The sequence below is a fragment of the Halomonas sp. ATBC28 genome (assembly GCF_005937175.1).
Taxonomy (GTDB): domain Bacteria; phylum Pseudomonadota; class Gammaproteobacteria; order Pseudomonadales; family Halomonadaceae; genus Vreelandella; species Vreelandella titanicae.
This window is the reverse complement of record NZ_VCQL01000005.1, coordinates 206,849-226,079: the sequence shown is the minus strand read 5'-3', so window position 1 is coordinate 226,079 and position 19,231 is coordinate 206,849. Positions and strand designations below refer to the sequence as shown.

The following is a 19,231-nucleotide window of genomic DNA, read 5'->3' as shown; positions in this document are numbered from 1 at the left end:
TGCGCGAAGAGGACCACTTCCTGATGGCACAACCTAGTGAAAAACTTTATTAGCCCATTAAAAAGCAGCAGCGCCTTTGAGGCGCCACTGTTGTTATCAGATTATTAGAACTCTGCTTGTCTTGCAGCCGAGGATAAGGCCATTGCAGGCTTGTACTCTGTTGCTTTTTTCACAACAGCTTCATCTATTTGAAAGGCAGCTACCAGCTCGCGAAGTCGCCCAGCCTGATCTTCCAGGGAAAATGCTGCATTAGTCGACTGCTGAACCAAGGTGCTGTTTTGCTGAGTGGTAGAATCCATTTCAGTAATAGCAGTATTGATCTGCTCAATACCACTGCTTTGCTCCCGAGTGGCAGAGGAGACCTCGACCATCAGCATAGCGAGGCGCTGGATCACCGCTTCCGTCTCACCTATGGTCGCAGCGCCTCGCTCCGCTTGGTCAGAACATAGCTTTATTTTGCTACGCGTATCGTCGAGCATACTACGAATCTCACCTGCTGAAGCGGCACTGCGGCTTGCTAGCGCACGAACTTCTGTAGCGACCACTGCAAATCCACGGCCTTTATCACCAGCACGCGCCGCTTCAACGGAGGCGTTTAAAGCCAGGATATTGGTTTGAAATGCAATCGTATCGATGGCCTCAACGATCTTATCCATGCTTAGCGATGCGGCTGTCACTTCGCGCATTAATTCCACACTTCGGGAAACTTCTTCACCACTGCTTTGCATCTGTTGCGAAGCATTATGGGCCAGCGTATCAGCCTCTTTGGTTGAATCACTATTCTGGCGAACCGTTGCCGTCATCTCCTCCATACTTGAAGCCGTCTCCTGCAAGGCAGCTGCTTGCTGCTCAGTACGAGCGGCGAGCTCCTGCCCACCTTGGGCAATCTCATTGGCTCCGTTCAAGACATTCTCGCTAGAGTCACGTAGTGATGCGACCAAGGTAGTGAGCTCTTTACTCATTTCGGCCATGGAGGTTAATAACTGAGCCGTTTCATCACGTCCTGTGGTTACGATATCGTGTCGCAAATCTCCTTCCGCAACGCGCCTAGCAACCTCAACCGCTCTCCGCAAAGGCAATACAATGCTACGCGTAATAGCAATTGCCAGCGCCAGCGCCATCAACAACGCCACCCCCGCGAAAATACAAAGCTGCCAAATAGCCAAACGATACTCGGCATTTATCGCCTCGTTAGCCGTCTTGACCCCTTCAGCAGCCACTAGGCTAATTTCATCAGCCAACTCCTCAAGCTGGTAGATACTCTCTTTATGCTCACCGAAAGCCAGATTGGCTTGAGAGGTTTCGGTAATACTGCCTAGTTCAATTTGGCGATAGACTGACAAAAAACCCTCTTCATACCCCTGGAGGGCTCTTCCTGCCTGTTGGTACAAAGCATCGAGGCTATCCTTATCGGCAATTTGGCTACCCGCCTGGAAGGCGGCCTGTATTGCTTCGATGGTCGCCGTCCAACTTTGCTGGTAAGCCGCTACCCGATCACTATTGTCGATATTGATGAAGATATCTTTTTCAAAACGCCGCGCTTGCAATGCCAGCCGCTGAATTTCTGCGGCATTGCTTGCGAGTGCTACGTCCGTGTCCAAGGTTTTTTGGGCAGTATCCTTGGTGAAGGTGATGCCCATAATTCCCGCTATTAAAGTGCCCAAAAGAAATAGCGAGACCAAGCCAAAAGCCAGTGCGAGCCGTGTACCGATCTTGAACCGTGAAAGCATTGCCAAATCCTAACAAGTGAAAGAGCTAGGATTTTAGGCAACAAGAATGAAAACTGTAACTCAACCTTTGCAAACTATTGTCAACTTTTATACATAATCAAAGAGTATCTACTATACCAGCGCGTCTCACCTGCGCTAACTTACTGACAGACTAGACATAACCTGAGCAGATATCGGCCAGTTCTATGACACTATCTGCCGATGCTGACAGAAGAACCGCAGCATTTCCCGGGCAGCGTCAGGGCCTTGAGGGTCGGTATAGCTGCCCTTTTTGCTACCTCCTGACCAAGCCATGCCCCCATGGATACGCCACTGCTCTAAGCATGGCTTACCCGAAGCATCACGGTGGGTGGTACAGGTGTAGCCGCGGCCCTTGGAACGTTGCCTTGCACTACCGTCGCTCCTGCTTGACGCGATGTGCTGTACTGGGCGGCCACGCGATCCGCGTTGCGGGGGAGCACGGTGGTGTCGCGGTCGCCATGAAACATAATCGCTGGCACATCCGACGCCCACCCGGCTCCTTTTGCTTTGTTACCGCCAGCGAGGGGCCCTGTGCCTCCCTGCATGACCCCCAAGGCATCGGGGAAACTCTTGACCACGCCGTGGAGCAGCCCAGAGTGCACGCCTACCGCCGCAAAGATATCGGGGTAGATCATCGCCAGAGTGGTCGCCATGGTGGCGCCTGCCGAGAGCCCTGCCACATAGACACAAACGGGCTCCGTTGTCTCTGAACTGACTTATTTCTCCTTTATGGTGAAACGATGACACTCTTTGGGGTTGGAGGTTAGCTTGCACATTGCCGATGTGACGATGTTTCATGCCCCCGCCAGCGGCGGTGTGCGTACCTATTTGCAGGCCAAACACCGTGTTTTCTCGCGTATTCCACAGCTGCGCACCAGCCTGCTGGTGCCGGGGGCGGAGCGGGATAGTCTTGGCGACCACCACACGCTACCGGCGTTACACCTTCCTTTGGGGCAAGGTTACCGCTTTCCGCTACGCGGTTCTCCGTGGCGTGATGCACTGATTGATCTGAAGCCCGATCTGATAGAGGCTGGCGACCCCTATGTAACGGCCTGGGCGGCGCTCGATGCGGGGCAACGCCTCGGCGTGCCTGTGGTGGGCTTTTATCACTCTGATCTTCCGCGCCTGATGGGTGATCGCTTTGGGCGCTACGTTGAGAAACGCTTAACCCACTATGTCACGACGCTTTATAGCCAGTTTGATAGCGTGCTGGCACCCTGTAACGCCATGGCGAATCGACTGAATGACTGGGGCGTCAATAACGTTCGCGTTCAGCCATTGGGCGTCGATTTGGCGCAATTCAATCCCCAGCAGTGTGACTCTGCGTTTCGCCAAACCATGGGTATACCCAGCGACAAAAAGCTGCTGATCTTTGTGGGCCGCAATTCCCGCGAGAAAAATATTGATGTGCTGCTTACGACGATGCGTCAGCTAGGCAGCGATTACCATTTGCTGCTGATGGGGCCCGGCATGCCACATCACGTACCCAGTAATGTCACCATCGTTGATCGCTGTTGTGGCGCCCACGAGGTCGCGAAGGCGCTAGCCAGTAGCGATGCGCTGTTACATGCGGGCACCCGAGAAACCTTCGGCTTAATTGCTCAGGAAGCGATGGCAAGCGGCATTCCAGTAATAGCAGCGAACGCAGGGGCGCTGGCAGAAAACGTGCCGCTGGGGGCGGGTATTTTATGCAAACCGCTCGACCCCGTTGCCATGGCGGAGGCGTGTGTGGCACTGTTCAGTAATGATGTCGCCGCCAGTGGGCGCTATGCGCGCCGCCATGTAGAGCGCCATTTCAACTGGGATGGTGTCATGCATTCCCTGCTGGAGCACTATCAGCAGCTTTGCCACGGCAGCCAACCGTATGCACTCCACCAACACCACTAGTCGCCGTCAGCTACTGAAGTGGCGACCCATCCATGGTGTGATGATTGCCTTAGCGCTGATTGCACCGCTAGTGCTCACTGCTTGGTTGGGTGGCGCTGAAGCACTGCAGCGCGTCAAACACTTCCCACTTGGGCTGCTGTTATTGATGCTGGTGATGGCCTTTCTGTGCTGGAACCTGAATGCAGCAAGGCTACGTTTGATGCTGGGTGGCCGTGCGGGCAGGCTCGGCCAGCGCGGCGCGCTGGGTATCGAGCTGGCGTCCAAGTTTGCCCTGTGCGCCACCCCAGGCGGCAGCGGTGGCCCAGCAACCCTGTTGTTGTTGCTTGCGCGGCGCGGTTTCCCGCCTGCCAAGGGCGCGGCGGTGTTCCTGATTGATCAAGGCTGCGATTTACTGTTCTTCCTGGCCATGCTGAGCGGCCTGGTGCTCTTTTCAATGCTAAGCGACACCCAATGGCCACATCAGTCGCTCGTGCAGTGGGCACTGGTAGGATTAGCGTTCATGGCAGCGCTGGTGATTGTCGTAATGCGTTATCTACCCAGCCTATTGCGTTCACCCGGCGTGAACACGCCATGGCCAAGCCGATATCAGCGACGCTGGCTCGTACGGCGCCTCTTGCGCTGTCGGCATGCGTTAAAGGTCACCCTTAAGCTCCCGCGCAGTATATTGATCACCATGCTAGCGCTGACGACGGCGCACTGGCTCATGCGCTACAGCTTGCTCTATTTGGCAGTACTGGGAGTAGGTGGCCATGCGGACTGGATGTGGACATTCTTGACCCAGATGCTGGCGATGGCAGCCAGCCAATTTAGTTTTCTGCCCGGCGGCGCGGGTGCTGCGGAGGTGGGCGTAGGAAGCCTGTTGTTACCGTTGATGGAGCGCGAGCAGGCCGCAGCAGCGGTACTGGTGTGGCGGTTGGTCAGCTACCATTTATATTTGGCGGCAGGCGCGCCGCTCTTTGTACTGTATAGCTATCGCATGCTGCGTCGCTCACCGACGCCATAGCAACATTAGCCAGAACAACATTAAATGTGCAGAAATGAATAAGGGCGCCCCGAGGGGCGCCCTTATAACGTGCAGCTAAACGTCAATGGCTTACCAGCCAGTCACTTCTTTCAGCGCATCACCGATTTCAGCCAAAGAGCGCACGGTTTTAACACCAGCGTCTTCTAGAGCAGCAAACTTCTCGTCAGCGGTGCCTTTACCGCCAGAGATGATCGCGCCCGCGTGGCCCATACGCTTGCCAGGAGGTGCAGTAACACCGGCAATGTAGGAAACCACGGGCTTGGAAACGTTAGCTTTGATGTAAGCCGCCGCTTCTTCTTCAGCCGTGCCACCGATTTCGCCGATCATGACGATAGCTTCGGTTTTCGGGTCTTTCTCGAACATCTCAAGAATGTCGATGAAGTTAGAGCCCGGAATCGGGTCGCCGCCGATGCCCACACAGGTAGACTGACCAAAACCGTGATCAGTGGTCTGCTTGACGGCTTCATAGGTCAAGGTACCAGAACGAGATACGATACCTACGCGGCCCGGCTGGTGAATGTGACCCGGCATGATGCCGATTTTGCATTCGCCGGGGGTGATAACACCTGGGCAGTTCGGGCCAATCAGACGTACACCCAGCTCGTCGCACTTCACTTTGGCTTCGAGCATGTCTAGCGTGGCGATGCCTTCAGTGATGCACACAATCAGCTTGATACCAGCATTCGCCGCTTCAAGGATCGAGTCTTTACAGAACGGCGCCGGTACGTAGATAACGCTGGCTTCCGCGCCGGTTTTCGCTACCGCTTCTTTCACGGTGTTGAAAACGGGCAGACCGAGGTGCTCCTGGCCGCCTTTACCCGGCGTAACACCACCGACCATTTGCGTACCGTAGGCAATCGCCTGCTCGGAGTGGAACGTGCCTTGGCCACCGGTAAAGCCCTGGCAGATGACCTTGGTGTTCTTATCGATCAGGATGCTCATTACTTGCCCTCCGCCGCTTTAACGACCTGCTGAGCCGCGTCGGTCAGACTGGTAGCCGCGATGATGTTCAAACCGCTAGATGCTAGTTTTTCAGCACCCAGCTCGGCGTTGTTACCTTCCAGACGTACGACAACCGGTACGTTGACACCCACTTGCTCAACGGCACCGATAATGCCTTCAGCAATCATGTCACAACGAACGATACCGCCGAAAATGTTAACCAGTACGGCTTTAACATTGTCGTCAGAGAGGATGATTTTGAACGCTTCTGCCACGCGCTCCTTGGTGGCGCCGCCACCAACGTCCAAGAAGTTAGCGGGCTTGCCGCCGCTCAGGTTGACGATGTCCATGGTGCCCATGGCCAAACCTGCGCCGTTAACCATGCAGCCGATGTTGCCATCAAGCGCGACATAGTTAAGTTCCCACTTCGCCGCATCGGCTTCACGCTGATCTTCTTGCGAAGGGTCACGCATGGCCTGCAGGTCAGGGTGACGGTATAGAGCGTTGCTATCCAGACCCAGTTTGGCGTCGAGGCAGTGCAGATTGCCTTCTTCAGTGACGACCAGCGGGTTAATTTCCAACAGCGCCAGGTCTTTGTCGTGGAACAACTGAGACAGACCCAGGAAAATCTTGGTGAACTGCTTGATCTGGTCGCCCTTCAGGCCCAGCTCAAAGGCTAGCTCACGCGCTTGGTACGGCTGCGCGCCGACCAGCGGATCGATTTCGGCTTTGAGAATCTTTTCCGGCGTCTCTTCTGCAACCGTCTCGATCTCGACACCACCTTCGGTGGAGGCCATGAAGACCACACGACGGGTAGTACGGTCAACCACGGCACCGAGATACAGCTCATCGGCGATGTCAGTGCAGGTCTCAACCAAAATCTTGGCAACAGGCTGACCTTTTTCGTCAGTCTGGAAGGTTACCAGGTTTTTACCCAGCCACTGCTCTGCAAATGTTTTGGCTTCAGCCGGGTCTTTAATCAGCTTAACGCCACCCGCTTTACCACGGCCACCGGCGTGAACCTGGGCTTTAACCACCCACATGTCACCACCGATTTTTTTGCAAGCCTCTTCCGCTTCTTCGGGCGTGTCGACTGCAAAGCCTTTAGACACTGGTAGACCATAGTCGGCAAACAGCTGTTTACCTTGATACTCGTGAAGATTCATCGATTCATGCCATTGGTTGCATGTGACTCGAACGATGATCAGTTTCTAAAAAACTGGCCATCCCCGTTCTTTCGATCTTTGTAGATTAAGACAAAGCCGAAAGTTTGCGCCACCCTTAAAAGGTGGCGCTTCGTTGTTTAACTAAATTACTTACGCTTCTTGCGATTGGCCATATGAATCGCGTGACCATCTACCGCAAGCGCTGCTTCATGAATTGCTTCAGCAGTCGTTGGGTGCGCATAACACGTCAATGCCAAATCCTCAGCGCTGGAGCCGAACTCCATGGCAATCACACCCTGGGCAATCAATTCGCCAGCGTGTTGACCCACAATGTGCATACCGAGAATGCGGTCAGTTTCCGCATCAGCGATGATCTTAGCCATGCCATCTGAAGCGTTGTTGGCGAGCGCCCTACCGTTAGCTGCAAACGGGAAAGAACCCGTTTTAATCTCAATTCCAGCAGCCTTGGCTTCCTGCTCGTTAATACCGACCCAAGCCACTTCTGGTGCGGTATAGATCACGCTAGGAATAGCGTCATAATTCATCTCAGCCTTATGGCCAGCGATAATATCGGCCACCATAACGCCTTCTTCAGAGGCTTTATGCGCCAGCATCGGGCCGCGTACACAGTCGCCGATAGCATAAATGCCCGGGACGTTGGTACGGCACTGGTCATCGACAAAGATAAAGCCACGCTCATCCAACTCAACGCTAACGCCTTCGTCAATTACGCCTTTGGTGTAGGGGCGACGGCCAACACAAACGATGAGCTTGTCAAAGGTCATCTCTTGTTCGCCGTTGGCATCGCTGTACTTCACAACGACTTCTTCGCCTTTGACTTCCGAACCGGTCACACGAGCGCCGAGTTTGATATCCAGGCCCTGCTTCTTGAGTAGCTTCTGGGTCTCCTTGGCGATGGCGGTATCCACCATCGGCAGGAAGGTGTCCATGGCTTCAAGCATAGTGACTTCACTGCCCAGGCGACTCCACACACTGCCCAGTTCGAGACCGATGACGCCAGCCCCAATCACACCCAGACGCTTAGGTGCCTCGGTAAATTCAAGTGCACCACTAGAGTCAACGATCAAGCCTTCGGTCATCGGGGTCGGTGGAATCTCAACCGGCACAGAGCCCGCTGCGATAACAATGTTGTCAGCGTCATAGGTGGCTTTTTCACCATCATGGCCAGTAACTTCGACCTGCTTAGACGCGACTACTTTACCGGTGCCTTCAAGGGCGGTAACACCATTGGCTTTGAACAACGCGCTAATACCGCCGACGTTCTTGGCGATGACCTGATCCTTGAACTCAAGCATCTTGGCAATGTTCGTTGACACATCGCTGATTTCAATACCAATCTCGGCGTAATGGTCACGGGCCTCAACAAACTTGTGCGAGGTTTCCAGCAAGGCCTTCGAGGGAATACAGCCCACGTTTAGGCAAGTGCCGCCGTGAACTGTTTTACCTTCCTTGTTAACCCATTTTTCGACACAGGCCGTTTTTAGGCCCATCTGTGCGGCACGAATGGCGGCGACGTAACCGCCAGGGCCGGCACCAATAACGATCACATCAAACTTATCAGCCATGTTGGCTCCTCTAGCTTGCTGGCCTTCCGCCCGCTTTAACTCGAACCGGGCGGAAGGCTGTGTACGATTGCAGATATATCCTGGTTAAGCAGAAGCGTACTAAACCAATATGACGCTTATGCTTTTTTAGATATCCAGCAGTAGACGTGCCGGGTCTTCCAGCAATTCTTTCAAGGTGACCAAGAATTGAACGGCGTCTTTGCCGTCGATCATACGGTGGTCATAAGAGAGCGCCAGATACATCATCGGGCGAATCTCGACCTTGCCGTTGATGGCCATCGGACGATCCTGGATTTTGTGCATGCCCAGAATGGCAGTTTGCGGCGGGTTGATGATCGGGGTGGACATCAACGAGCCAAAGGTACCGCCGTTGGTGATGGTAAAGGTGCCGCCGATCATGTCGTCCATGCCCAGCTTACCGTCACGACCACGCTTGCCGAAGTCGACAATCTTGCGCTCGACGTCAGCGATTTTCATGCTGTCGGTGTCACGCAGTACCGGTACAACCAAACCACGGTCAGTGGATACCGCAACGCCGATATCCTGATAACCGTGATAAACGATGTCGGTGCCGTCGATAGAGGCGTTAACGTCCGGGAACCGCTTGAGCGCTTCTGAAGCCGCTTTTACAAAGAAGCCCATAAAGCCCAACTTAATGTCGTGAGCTTTTAAGAACGTCTCTTTGTACTGCGCACGGAGGGCCATGATCTCGGTCATGTCCACTTCGTTGTAGGTAGTCAGCATCGCCGCGGTTTGCTGCGCCTGAACCAGGCGCTTGGCGATGGTCTGACGCAGACGGCTCATCGGTACGCGCTTCTCGATGCGCTCACCCTCGGCAGCTGGTGCAGCGGCAGCTTTCGCTGGTGCAGACGATTTTGCTGCTTTCTTGGCAGAACCGTCTTTGACCGCTTTCTGAACGTCTTCTTTCAAGATGCGGCCACCTTTGCCGGTGCCTTCAATCTTGGCAACGTCCAGGTCATGCTCGGCAACCATTTTACGTGCGGCCGGAGCGAGGATTTTGTCACCGACTTTCTCGTCGGCGCCATCGCCATCGCTGCTGTCTGCTTTAGCGGACGCTGAATCGCCACCGCTTTCGCTTCCACTGTCGCCACCGGCCCCTTCGGTGAAGGTCGCAAGAATCGCTTCAGATTCAACCTGGCTACCCTCTTCGGCTTTAATTTCAGCCAGGGCGCCATCGGCCGGAGCGACCACTTCCAGCACAACCTTATCGGTTTCGATGTCGGCCAGCACGTCATCGCGCTTGACCGCTTCACCGACCTTTTTGTGCCAGGTCGCCACGGTGCCTTCCTGGATCGACTCAGGGAAGCTGGGGGCTTTTACGTCGTGTTGCTTGCCGCCACCGCTGGCTTTTTTCTCTTCTTTCTTACCTTCAGATTTCTCTTCGGATTTTTCAGCGCTGTCATCGCCAGAAGATTTCTCTTCTTTTTGGCTGCCAGACGCGCTGCCTTCACCGATTTTGCCTAGCACCTGCTCTGACTGAACGGTATCGCCCTCTTCGGCCATTACGTCCGTCAGGGTACCCGCTTCCGGTGCGACGACTTCCAGCACCACTTTGTCGGTTTCGATCTCAACAATCAGCTCGTCACGCTCAACGCTGTCACCCGGCTTTTTATGCCACGCCGCCACTGTGCCTTCGGCAACGGATTCCGGAAAGGTTGGCGCTTTGATCTCAGTAGCCATGTCGTTTCCCTTATATGTTCTCTAAATCCGGTGGTCGCTTATAAATTAAAAGCGTCTTCCACCAGCTGGCGCTGCTGTTCAGTGTGGACGGACATATAGCCAGCTGCTGGAGCAGCAGAGGCAGGACGTCCTGCAAATTTCAACTCGCGACCAAGGCCATCTTTCAGCATGTCGGCCACTGCACGCATATTGTGCTGGCTGGAGTACCAAGCTCCCTGATTAAGCGGCTCTTCCTGGCACCACACAATATCTTCTACGTTGGTATAGTCTTGCAGCGCTTCCAGAAGCTCTTCTTTCGGGAAGGGGTATAGCTGCTCAATACGCACAACTGCCGTGTCATGACGCTCATTCTCAGCGCGCCAAGCGGCTAAGTCGTAGTAGACCTTGCCAGCACATAGCACAACGCGTGTGACCTTCTTCGGCGCCAGATCTGCCTGGTCGGCGAGTACCATGTGGAACTTACCGTGAGCGAGATCTTCAAGGCTCGAAATCGCTTCTTTATGACGCAGCAGCGATTTAGGTGTCATCACCACCAGCGGTTTGCGCAGCGGACGAATCACCTGACGACGCAGTAGATGATAAATCTGTGCGGGCGTGGTGGGTACGCAGACCTGCATATTGTGCTCAGCACACATTTGCAGGAAGCGCTCCAAACGCGCCGAAGAGTGCTCCGGGCCCTGGCCTTCGTAGCCGTGTGGCAACAGCATGGTTAAACCACACACCCGGCCCCACTTCGTTTCACCCGACGAGATGAACTGATCCACGACCACCTGGGCGCCGTTAAAGAAGTCACCAAACTGAGCTTCCCAGATCACCAAGTCATTCGGCGCAGTGGTTGAGTAGCCGTACTCAAATGCCAACACCGCTTCTTCCGAAAGGAAGGAGTCATGAATGGTGAAACGCGGCTGACCATCGGCCATATTCTGCAGCGGAACATAGGTAGTGCCATCTTTCTGATTATGCACCACCGCATGACGGTGGGAGAAAGTACCGCGCCCAACGTCTTGCCCGGTAATCCGGATCGGATGCCCCTGCTCTAGCAACGTGGCGTAGGCTAGTGTTTCCGCAAAACCCCAGTTAAGTGCCAAACCACCAGCCTGCATTTTACGCCGGTCTTCATAAATCTTGGCCACCTGACGCTGCACTTCGACGCCGTCCGGCACTTCACACATGCGAGCCGCTAACTGCTGCAGACGCTTCATATCAAACGTCGTGTCGGCATCACCAGACCATTCGTGACCCAGGTAAGGCGCCCAGTCAACGAATAGAGAAGCGTTGGGCTCTTGCACCAGTGCATTGGCAACGTGGTTGCCTGCCACGAGGTCATCACGATAGGTTTCGATCATCGCTTTAGCGGACTCTTCAGAGAGCACGCCCTGATCAACCAAGCGCTTGGCGTACAGCGAGCGCGCAGAAGGGTGATCTTTGATCTTGGAATACATCATCGGCTGCGTGCCTGACGGCTCGTCAGCTTCGTTGTGGCCACGGCGACGGTAGCAAACGAGATCGATCACCACATCTTTTTTGAACTGCTGGCGATAGTCGAGAGCGACTTGGGTGGCGTGCAGCACTGCGTCCGGGTCATCGCCATTGACATGAAAAATAGGCGCTTGAACCATCTTGGCAATATCAGTGCAGTATTCGGTAGAGCGTGCATCCAGCGGATGCGAGGTGGTGAAGCCCACTTGGTTGTTAATCACAATATGGACGGTGCCACCGGTTTTATAAGCACGGGTCTGAGACATCTGGAATGTCTCCATCACCACGCCTTGACCGGCAAACGCCGCATCACCGTGGACGTTGATCGGCAGTACTTTACTGCCCTCTTCGTCGTTACGGCGATCTTGGCGGGCACGCACCGAACCCTCTACGACAGGCGCGACAATTTCCAGGTGCGACGGGTTAAACGACATCGCCAAATGGACTTCGCCGCCCGGGGACATGACGTTCGAACTGAAACCCTGGTGGTACTTCACATCACCTGAGCCACGTTCGATGACTTTCTTGCCGTCGAACTCATCAATCAAGTCAGCAGGGTTTTTACCCAGAATATTGACTAGCAGATTGAGTCGACCACGGTGCGCCATACCGATGACCACTTCCTTGGTGCCATAACCGCCAGCACGCTGGATAAGCTCGTCCATCATCGGCACAAACGATTCGCCGCCTTCAAGACCGAAACGCTTGGTACCTGGATACTTGGATGCCAGGTAATTCTCCAAGCCTTCGGCGGCCGTCAAACGCTCCAGCACGTGCTTGCGCACGTCGGCACTGAAATCAGGCGCACTGCGTACCGACTCAAAACGCCGTTGTAGCCAGCGTTTCTCTTCCGTATCGACGATATGCATGATCTCGCAGCCGATGGAGCGGCAGTAAGTACGCTCCAACGCATCTACGATGTCACGCAGTGGCGCTTTGTCGATACCTAAAAAGAAAGAACCGGTTTGGAACTCGGTATCCAGATCAGCTTTTGAAAGCTGATGAAAGGACAGATCGAGATCGGGGACGGGGGTGGGATTACGCAGCCCTAGCGGGTCGATATTGGCCTTTTGATGGCCACGGAAGCGGTAAGCGTTGATCAGTTGCAGGACTTTTACCTGCTTTTTGTTTTCACCGCTATCGGCAGCGGCGACTACCCGGCCCGGGCGACTTTCGCGCCCCAACTGGTAGAACTGATCACGCACGGGGCTAAGTGGAACATCGTGGGAGGCACTGCCCTCGGGGCGCGGCAACTCATCAAAATAGCTGCGCCATTCGTCAGGGACAGACTCAGGATCGGCGAGGTACTGCTCGTAAAGCGCTTCCACGTAGTGAACATTGCCGCCACTAACGTGAGAGGAACGCCACATCAACTCCATTATGCCTTGTTGCATCTCTCGGTCACCCTGCACTGATGGGGTGGTATCGGTATCGTCGCAAACATGCGGCGACATCGCTATTGCCCTGCCGGCGGGGCGGGACATTTGCCGGCGGCGCCGGCCAACGGCCGGAAACCCTGTTCGTCTAGCTATTCTTCATCTCACACTTTATGTCGCATCTAGCGGTCATACTGTGTTTCTAGCGGTCATACGATGTTTCGTCTTCAGTTCATGCTCGAAAGCCGGTACCCCAGGCACCGGCTTTCAAACTTGTCTGATCAGCAGTGCGACGTGACGCCGCACCGCCTGACAAACCCTATGATAACAAGCGAAGCGCCATGATTTAAGTGGCATTATCACCCAACTTAAGTGGCAGGCGCTTTTTTACTAAGATGTCATAGGCTTAGGTAGCATCAGCGAGTAACATTTCGCGAATTTTACCAATTGCCCGGGTAGGGTTGAGCCCTTTTGGGCACACCGCTACACAGTTCATGATGCCACGGCAACGGAACACCGAGAACGGATCTTCCAGGTTGCTCAACCGTTCGCTGGTAGCCGTGTCACGTGAATCGGCCAGGAAGCGGTAAGACTGCAGCAAACCGGCCGGGCCGACAAACTTCTCGGGGTTCCACCAGAACGACGGGCAAGACGTTGAACAGCATGCACATAGAATACACTCATACAAGCCATCTAGCTTGTCGCGCTCTTCTGGCGACTGCAGACGCTCAATGGCCGGTGCAGGCGTATCGTTCTGCAGGTACGGCTGAATACGCTCGTACTGCTTATAGAACAGCCCCATATCCACGACCATATCGCGAATAACCGGCAGGCCCGGCAGCGGGCGCAGGGTCAGCTTGTTGTTTTTGACAACGTCTGACAGCGGCGTGATACATGCCAAGCCGTTTTTGCCGTTCATGTTCATGCCGTCTGAACCGCAGACGCCTTCACGGCAGCTGCGACGAAACGCCAAACCGCTGTCTTGCTCCTTCATCATATGAAGAACATCCAGCACCATCACATCGCGGCCTTTAGTATCGACCTGAAACTCCTGCATGTAAGGTGCGGAGTCGGTTTCCGGATTGTAGCGGTATACGGATACCTGAAGATTGGACATAGTGACTCCCTCTCGTCTATGCGGCGTTTAGTAGGTACGAACCTTAGGCTCGAACGTATCAACGGTTTTCGGCTTGAAGTTAACGTCGCGTTTTTTCAGCTCTTTCGTCGCTGGGAAGAAGAGCGAGTGCTTCAGCCAGTTGACGTCATCACGGTCTGGATAGTCGTAACGCGAGTGGGCGCCGCGGCTCTCTTTACGCTCTAGGGCAGCGATCGCCGTCGCTTCAGCCACTTCCATCAAGTTATCAAGTTCCAGTGCTTCTACACGAGCAGTGTTGAAGGCATTGGACTTGTCAGGCAAGTAGGCATTGGCGATGCGCTCGCGCAGTAGCGCTAGCTTGTCGACGCCTTCCAGCATGTTTTTCTCTTCGCGGAATACGCCGAAGGAGGTCTGCATGATTTCCTGAAGCTCAGCTTTCAGCTCAGGAATACTTTCACCACCCTCAGACTCATTCCAGCGCGTGATCCGCTTCATGGCCGACTCAATGTCAGACTCGGAAGCGTCCAGGTACTCAATGCCTTCGTTCAGCGCGCCTTCAATAAACATGCCTGCAGCACGACCGAAGACCACTAGATCAAGTAGCGAGTTACCGCCCAAGCGGTTAGCACCGTGAACAGAAACACACGCTGCTTCACCACAGGCAAACAGGCCGTTAACGATATGATCGTTACCGCTTTCGTCCATGGTAATCGCCTGACCATGAATATTGGTCGGAATACCGCCCATCATGTAATGGCAGGTCGGTACGACCGGGATCGGGTCTTTTGCCGGATCGATGTGAGCAAACGTCTTGGAGAGCTCAACGATACCGGGTAGGCGCTTACCAAGTACTTCTTCACCCAGGTGATCAAGCTTCAAGAAGACGTGATCGCCCTTCTCGCCACAGCCACGACCTTCCAGAATTTCCATGACCATCGAACGGGCTACAACGTCACGGCCCGCCAAATCTTTGGCATTCGGTGCATAACGCTCCATAAAGCGCTCGCCGTCTTTGTTGATCAGGTAGCCACCCTCACCGCGGCAGCCTTCTGTGACCAGCGTGCCCGCACCGTAAATACCGGTCGGGTGGAACTGCCACATTTCCATGTCCTGCATCGGGAAGCCCGCACGCAGCGCCATGCCAATGCCGTCACCGGTGTTGATCAACGCATTGGTTGTGGAAGCATAAATACGGCCTGCACCACCAGTGGCTAATACCGTGGCCTTGGACTTAATGTGAACCACTTCGCCCGTCTCAATACACATGGCGATACAGCCGACCACATCACCGCTGGCATTCTTGACCAAATCCACCGCGTACCACTCATTGAGGAACACGGTATTGTTCTTCAAATTATTCTGGTAAAGGGTGTGCAACAGCGCGTGGCCGGTACGGTCAGCAGCGGCACAGGTACGAGCCGCCTGGCCACCTTCACCGAAGTTCTTCGACTGACCGCCAAACGGGCGCTGATAAATGCGACCGTTATCTAAGCGCGAGAACGGCAGGCCCATATGCTCGAGCTCGAATACCGCTTTCGGACCTTCAGAACACATATACTCCGCCGCGTCCTGGTCAGCGATATAATCGCCGCCTTTAACGGTGTCGTACATATGCCAGCGCCAGTCATCATTCGGGTCATCGGACGCAATCGCGCAGGTAATACCACCCTGGGCAGAAACGGTGTGAGAACGGGTCGGGAAAACTTTCGATAACACGGCCGTCTTTTTGCCGGACTTCGCCAGCTCTAGAGCGGCTCGCAGGCCAGAGCCACCGCCACCAATGATAATGGCGTCAAACGTCAGGCTACGCAGATTAGACATGTAATCAAGCTCCCCACAGAATTTGAATGCCCCACACCAAGTACACGAAAATGCCCAAGATGATGACAGCTTGGACACCCACGCGCAGGCGAGTGGACTTGAGATAGTCGGTGGTGACGGTCCACAGACCAATCCAGGCGTGTGCGGCTAAGGCGACAAACGCCAGTAGCGAGAAAATCCGCATCCACGTCTGGCTGAACAGACCGCTCCACGTGTAGTAATCAAGGTTCGGATTAAACAGCAGAAAGGCAACGATAAAGACCGTGTAGAGGGCCAAAATAACAGCAGAAACGCGCTGCATCAGCCAGTCAGAAAGCCCACTACGGCCAAAACTTGTAATGTTAGTTACCATACCCAAACTCCTGCCAGAATAATCAGAACAGCGCTGACCACGACGGTGATCTGCGCTTTTTTAACGCCACCCTCAAGGGTTACCCCAATATCGGCATCCATCAGCAGGTGCTTGATACCTGCTACAAAGTGGAATGCCAGTGCGGATAACAACCCCCAAGCAATCAACTTAGCCAAAAAATTATTGGCCAGTGCATCGCTAACGGCGTCGAAACCCGCAGGAGATGACAAGGACTTGCCCAGCGCCCAAAAAGCGAAAATCAGGCCAACGAACAGGATGACACCCGTGATGCGGTGTGTGATCGACGTCAGCGCCGGCAGTGGGAAATGTATCGTAGTAAGGTCTAGGTTTACGGGTCGTTTGCTATTCACGGCTTTGTACACACTCTCTTGGCCCGCTCTGCGACAGGTCGGGCATGGCCCGAGCGGGCGGTGGTTGCTGGAAGGGGCTCGGCCGTTGCCAAGTCGGGCACGACCACCTACCTGCCGGTCGCGCGCCGTGGATTATAAGAACCTTCGCCCTCGCTTACAAACCGAACTCAGCCCTAACTCGACTATGGTGCAAGAAAATTGTCCGCATCCTGAGTCGATTTTGCGCTGCAGCATGGTTATAGTGACAGTAGATTAGCAATTTGATAAGCCTGTTAACATATCATGTTAGCCTATCGTCAATCTTCTGACGCTTCGCCATAATGTAGGCTTTTTCATCGTATACAAAAACTATTCAAAGCAACAACATTTGTACAACCTGCAGCTAGCGCTTAGGCTAATTGACAAAATGTCGCACACTTCTATAGTGGGCAAGCCTTTTCGCCGGCGCGGTATGCGCAGCAATGACTTTACGTCCCAACCCGAATTCGAAAGGAGGCCAGCATGGCTGACAGGAAAGCGACATTGACGGTAGACGGTCTGGATAAACCGATCGAGCTACCCATGTATTCCGGCACACTTGGCCCCGACGTCATCGACGTACGCGGTTTAGGCGCTGAAGGCCTGTTCACCTACGACCCCGGCTTTATGGCCACCTCTTCCTGCCAGTCTGCCATCACTTATATTGATGGCGGCAAGGGCGTGCTGCTACACCGCGGCTACCCGATTGATCAACTGGCCAAAGAGTCCAATTTCGTAGAAGTGTGCTACACCCTGCTGTTTGGTGAGTTACCCAACGACGAGCAGTACGCGGATTTTGAATCGCGCATTCGTAACCACACCATGGTTCACGATCAGATCAACAACTTCTTTAAAGGGTTCCGCCGCGATGCCCACCCGATGTCTATTTTGTGCGGTGTAGTGGGCGGCTTAGCGGCCTTCTACCACGACCACATGGACATCACTCAAGAGGAAGATCGCGTGATCAGCGCGATCCGCCTGATCGCCAAGATGCCTACCCTGGCGGCAATGTCCCATAAGTATAATGTGGGTCAGCCCTTTAACTACCCGCGCAACGATCTGACCTATGCAGAGAACTTCCTCTACATGATGTTCAGCAACCCTTGCGAAGAGTACAAAATCAACCCGGTATACGCGAAAGCCATGGATCGCATCTTCATGCTGCATGCGGATCACGAGCAGAACGCCTCTACCTCGACTGTACGCTTGGCAGGCTCCACGGGGGCCAACCCATTCGCTTGTATTAGCGCAGGTATCGCGGCACTTTGGGGCCCCGCTCACGGCGGCGCCAACGAAGCCGTGCTGGCTATGCTCGACGAAATCGGTGAAGACTCCGAAGAGAACATCCAGCGCTTTGTTGATAAAGCCAAGGATAAGGACGACCCGTTCAAGCTAATGGGCTTTGGTCACCGCGTGTATCGCAACTTTGACCCGCGCGCCAAGGTAATGAAAGAGACCTGCGACGAAGTACTTGCAGAGCTCGGCATGGCCGACGACCCTCAGCTTAAAATCGCCAAGCGTCTTGAGCAAATTGCCCTAGAAGACGAGTACTTCATCGAGCGGAAGCTGTACCCGAACGTTGATTTCTACTCAGGCATCATTTTGAAAGCCATGGGTATCCCCACCAATATGTTCACCGTGATCTTCGCGGTATCGCGCACTATTGGCTGGATCTCGCATTGGCACGAAATGCTCAGCGAAAGCTACAAAATCGGTCGTCCGCGCCAGCTCTATATTGGCCACGACCAGCGTGACTATCCGAAAAAATAAACCATCCCCGCTTGACAGTACGATCAAAGGCCACCTTCGGGTGGCCTTTTGCGTATGGGCTGATTAACGCTCTGGTTCATAGACCACCAACGCACCACCACATGCGCTCGCGACCATTCACTAACCTACCAGGTGCCTTAAGCAAGCTCTCCCCTTAGAGACCCCCCTTGCCCCTTCTGAGCCTAGGACGCTGCGATAGCCGGATGCAACATTGAAGGACTTCAAAAACGCCTAATTCGACTCCATTATCGCTTGACTTTTTTGCTTCTGGATCCTGCTCAAGGTTTTCCACACTATCTGTGGATAACCCTGTTCACAACCACTTCAAAACGTCCCGAAATCGCCATGGGCAGTGGGCCAGCCTTAAATTGGTTATTTTTTAACCTCCTTTAAGTCATTGTTTTTTAAAGACTTAAGTTCTGTTAAAGATTTTTTGCGTCAACAACAAGGGGTTGTGCACAACCTTTAAGCCAGAATCGCAAAAGTGGACAAGTCAAGCACAAAATCGTCCAAAAATTGTCGATTTGTAGCTCTTTTGTGAACAGCGGGAATACAAAAAGCCAGCAAATGAGAAGACTCATTGCCAGAGAAATAAACGATTAGGAGGGATACTGAATTAGTGGCGTCCCATAGGGGGTTCGAACCCCTGTTACCGCCGTGAAAGGGCGGTGTCCTAGACCACTAGACGAATGGGACGTATATCGAGCTGCTTCGCGAAAGGTACTGATAACAAGTACTACTAATTGGTGGAGCCTAGCGGGATCGAACCGCTGACCTCAACACTGCCAGTGTTGCGCTCTCCCAGCTGAGCTAAGGCCCCACATGTCGCGAAGACGGAGCGTATAATACTGATTCCGCTGGCCTTCGTCAACAGAAAAAACGCCAATTTCC

14 protein-coding genes and 2 tRNA genes are annotated in these 19,231 nt (G+C 54.1%); 3 read left to right on the top strand and 13 right to left on the bottom strand.

Annotation, left to right across the window (positions count from 1 at the left end; genetic code table 11):
- Positions 1 to 104 precede the first annotated feature (104 nt).
- Together E0L35_RS07595 and E0L35_RS07590 are read right to left on the bottom strand one after the other, a co-directional pair.
- Positions 105 to 1,730, bottom strand: a complete 1,626-nt coding sequence (locus E0L35_RS07595) for a methyl-accepting chemotaxis protein (protein ID WP_022520461.1) — start codon at positions 1,728 to 1,730, stop codon at positions 105 to 107.
- Positions 1,731 to 2,047: 317 nt separating this feature from the next.
- Positions 2,048 to 2,404: a PHB depolymerase family esterase gene (locus E0L35_RS07590; protein WP_027959714.1), complete on the bottom strand. Its 357-nt coding sequence runs from the start codon at positions 2,402 to 2,404 to the stop codon at positions 2,048 to 2,050.
- Positions 2,405 to 2,519: 115 nt separating this feature from the next.
- Between E0L35_RS07590 and E0L35_RS07585 the strand changes: the two genes are divergently transcribed.
- Complete coding sequence (locus E0L35_RS07585; RefSeq protein ID WP_035538532.1) at positions 2,520 to 3,638, top strand: glycosyltransferase; 1,119 nt, start codon at positions 2,520 to 2,522, stop codon at positions 3,636 to 3,638.
- Complete coding sequence (locus E0L35_RS07580; protein ID WP_022520464.1) at positions 3,616 to 4,641, top strand: lysylphosphatidylglycerol synthase transmembrane domain-containing protein; 1,026 nt, start codon at positions 3,616 to 3,618, stop codon at positions 4,639 to 4,641. Before E0L35_RS07585 ends, E0L35_RS07580 begins: the two co-directional genes overlap by 23 nt.
- 90 nt (positions 4,642 to 4,731) lie before the next feature.
- On the opposite strand, the gene sucD is transcribed toward E0L35_RS07580, so the two are convergent.
- The 9 genes from sucD to sdhC all read right to left on the bottom strand — a co-directional run bounded on the left by sucD (position 4,732) and on the right by sdhC (position 16,552).
- On the bottom strand, positions 4,732 to 5,604 hold the full coding sequence (sucD, locus tag E0L35_RS07575; protein ID WP_009287300.1) for a succinate--CoA ligase subunit alpha: 873 nt from the start codon (positions 5,602 to 5,604) through the stop codon (positions 4,732 to 4,734).
- Positions 5,604 to 6,770 carry an ADP-forming succinate--CoA ligase subunit beta gene (sucC, locus tag E0L35_RS07570; protein WP_009287299.1) on the bottom strand — a complete coding sequence of 389 codons (1,167 nt, stop codon included), beginning with the start codon at positions 6,768 to 6,770 and terminating at the stop codon, positions 5,604 to 5,606. Before sucC ends, sucD begins: the two co-directional genes overlap by 1 nt.
- A 146-nt stretch (positions 6,771 to 6,916) precedes the next feature.
- On the bottom strand, positions 6,917 to 8,356 hold the full coding sequence (gene lpdA, locus E0L35_RS07565; RefSeq protein ID WP_022520465.1) for a dihydrolipoyl dehydrogenase: 1,440 nt from the start codon (positions 8,354 to 8,356) through the stop codon (positions 6,917 to 6,919).
- A gap of 126 nt (positions 8,357 to 8,482) precedes the next feature.
- On the bottom strand, positions 8,483 to 10,057 hold the full coding sequence (odhB, locus tag E0L35_RS07560; RefSeq protein ID WP_027959715.1) for a 2-oxoglutarate dehydrogenase complex dihydrolipoyllysine-residue succinyltransferase: 1,575 nt from the start codon (positions 10,055 to 10,057) through the stop codon (positions 8,483 to 8,485).
- Positions 10,058 to 10,095: 38 nt separating this feature from the next.
- Entirely contained in the window at positions 10,096 to 12,930 is a 2,835-nt protein-coding gene (locus tag E0L35_RS07555) for a 2-oxoglutarate dehydrogenase E1 component (protein ID WP_027959716.1), read from the bottom strand.
- Positions 12,931 to 13,318: 388 nt separating this feature from the next.
- Positions 13,319 to 14,029, bottom strand: a complete 711-nt coding sequence (locus tag E0L35_RS07550) for a succinate dehydrogenase iron-sulfur subunit (protein WP_009287296.1) — start codon at positions 14,027 to 14,029, stop codon at positions 13,319 to 13,321.
- A 27-nt stretch (positions 14,030 to 14,056) separates the two neighbouring features.
- Positions 14,057 to 15,829, bottom strand: coding sequence for a succinate dehydrogenase flavoprotein subunit (gene sdhA / locus E0L35_RS07545; protein WP_022520468.1), 1,773 nt, complete (start codon positions 15,827 to 15,829; stop codon positions 14,057 to 14,059).
- A 4-nt stretch (positions 15,830 to 15,833) separates the two neighbouring features.
- On the bottom strand, positions 15,834 to 16,181 hold the full coding sequence (gene sdhD, locus E0L35_RS07540; protein ID WP_022520469.1) for a succinate dehydrogenase, hydrophobic membrane anchor protein: 348 nt from the start codon (positions 16,179 to 16,181) through the stop codon (positions 15,834 to 15,836).
- A complete protein-coding gene (sdhC, locus tag E0L35_RS07535) occupies positions 16,175 to 16,552 on the bottom strand; it encodes a succinate dehydrogenase, cytochrome b556 subunit (RefSeq protein ID WP_196518187.1) in 378 nt (125 codons plus the stop codon). The genes sdhD and sdhC overlap by 7 nt, the downstream gene beginning before the upstream one ends.
- A gap of 501 nt (positions 16,553 to 17,053) precedes the next feature.
- Here sdhC and gltA point away from each other — a divergent pair.
- Positions 17,054 to 18,340: a citrate synthase gene (gene gltA / locus E0L35_RS07530; protein WP_009287293.1), complete on the top strand. Its 1,287-nt coding sequence runs from the start codon at positions 17,054 to 17,056 to the stop codon at positions 18,338 to 18,340.
- A gap of 620 nt (positions 18,341 to 18,960) precedes the next feature.
- Here gltA and E0L35_RS07525 read toward each other — a convergent pair.
- Positions 18,961 to 19,036: transfer RNA gene (locus E0L35_RS07525), tRNA-Glu, on the bottom strand.
- 48 nt (positions 19,037 to 19,084) lie between these two features.
- A tRNA-Ala gene (locus E0L35_RS07520) sits at positions 19,085 to 19,160 on the bottom strand.
- Positions 19,161 to 19,231: the final 71 nt, after the last annotated feature.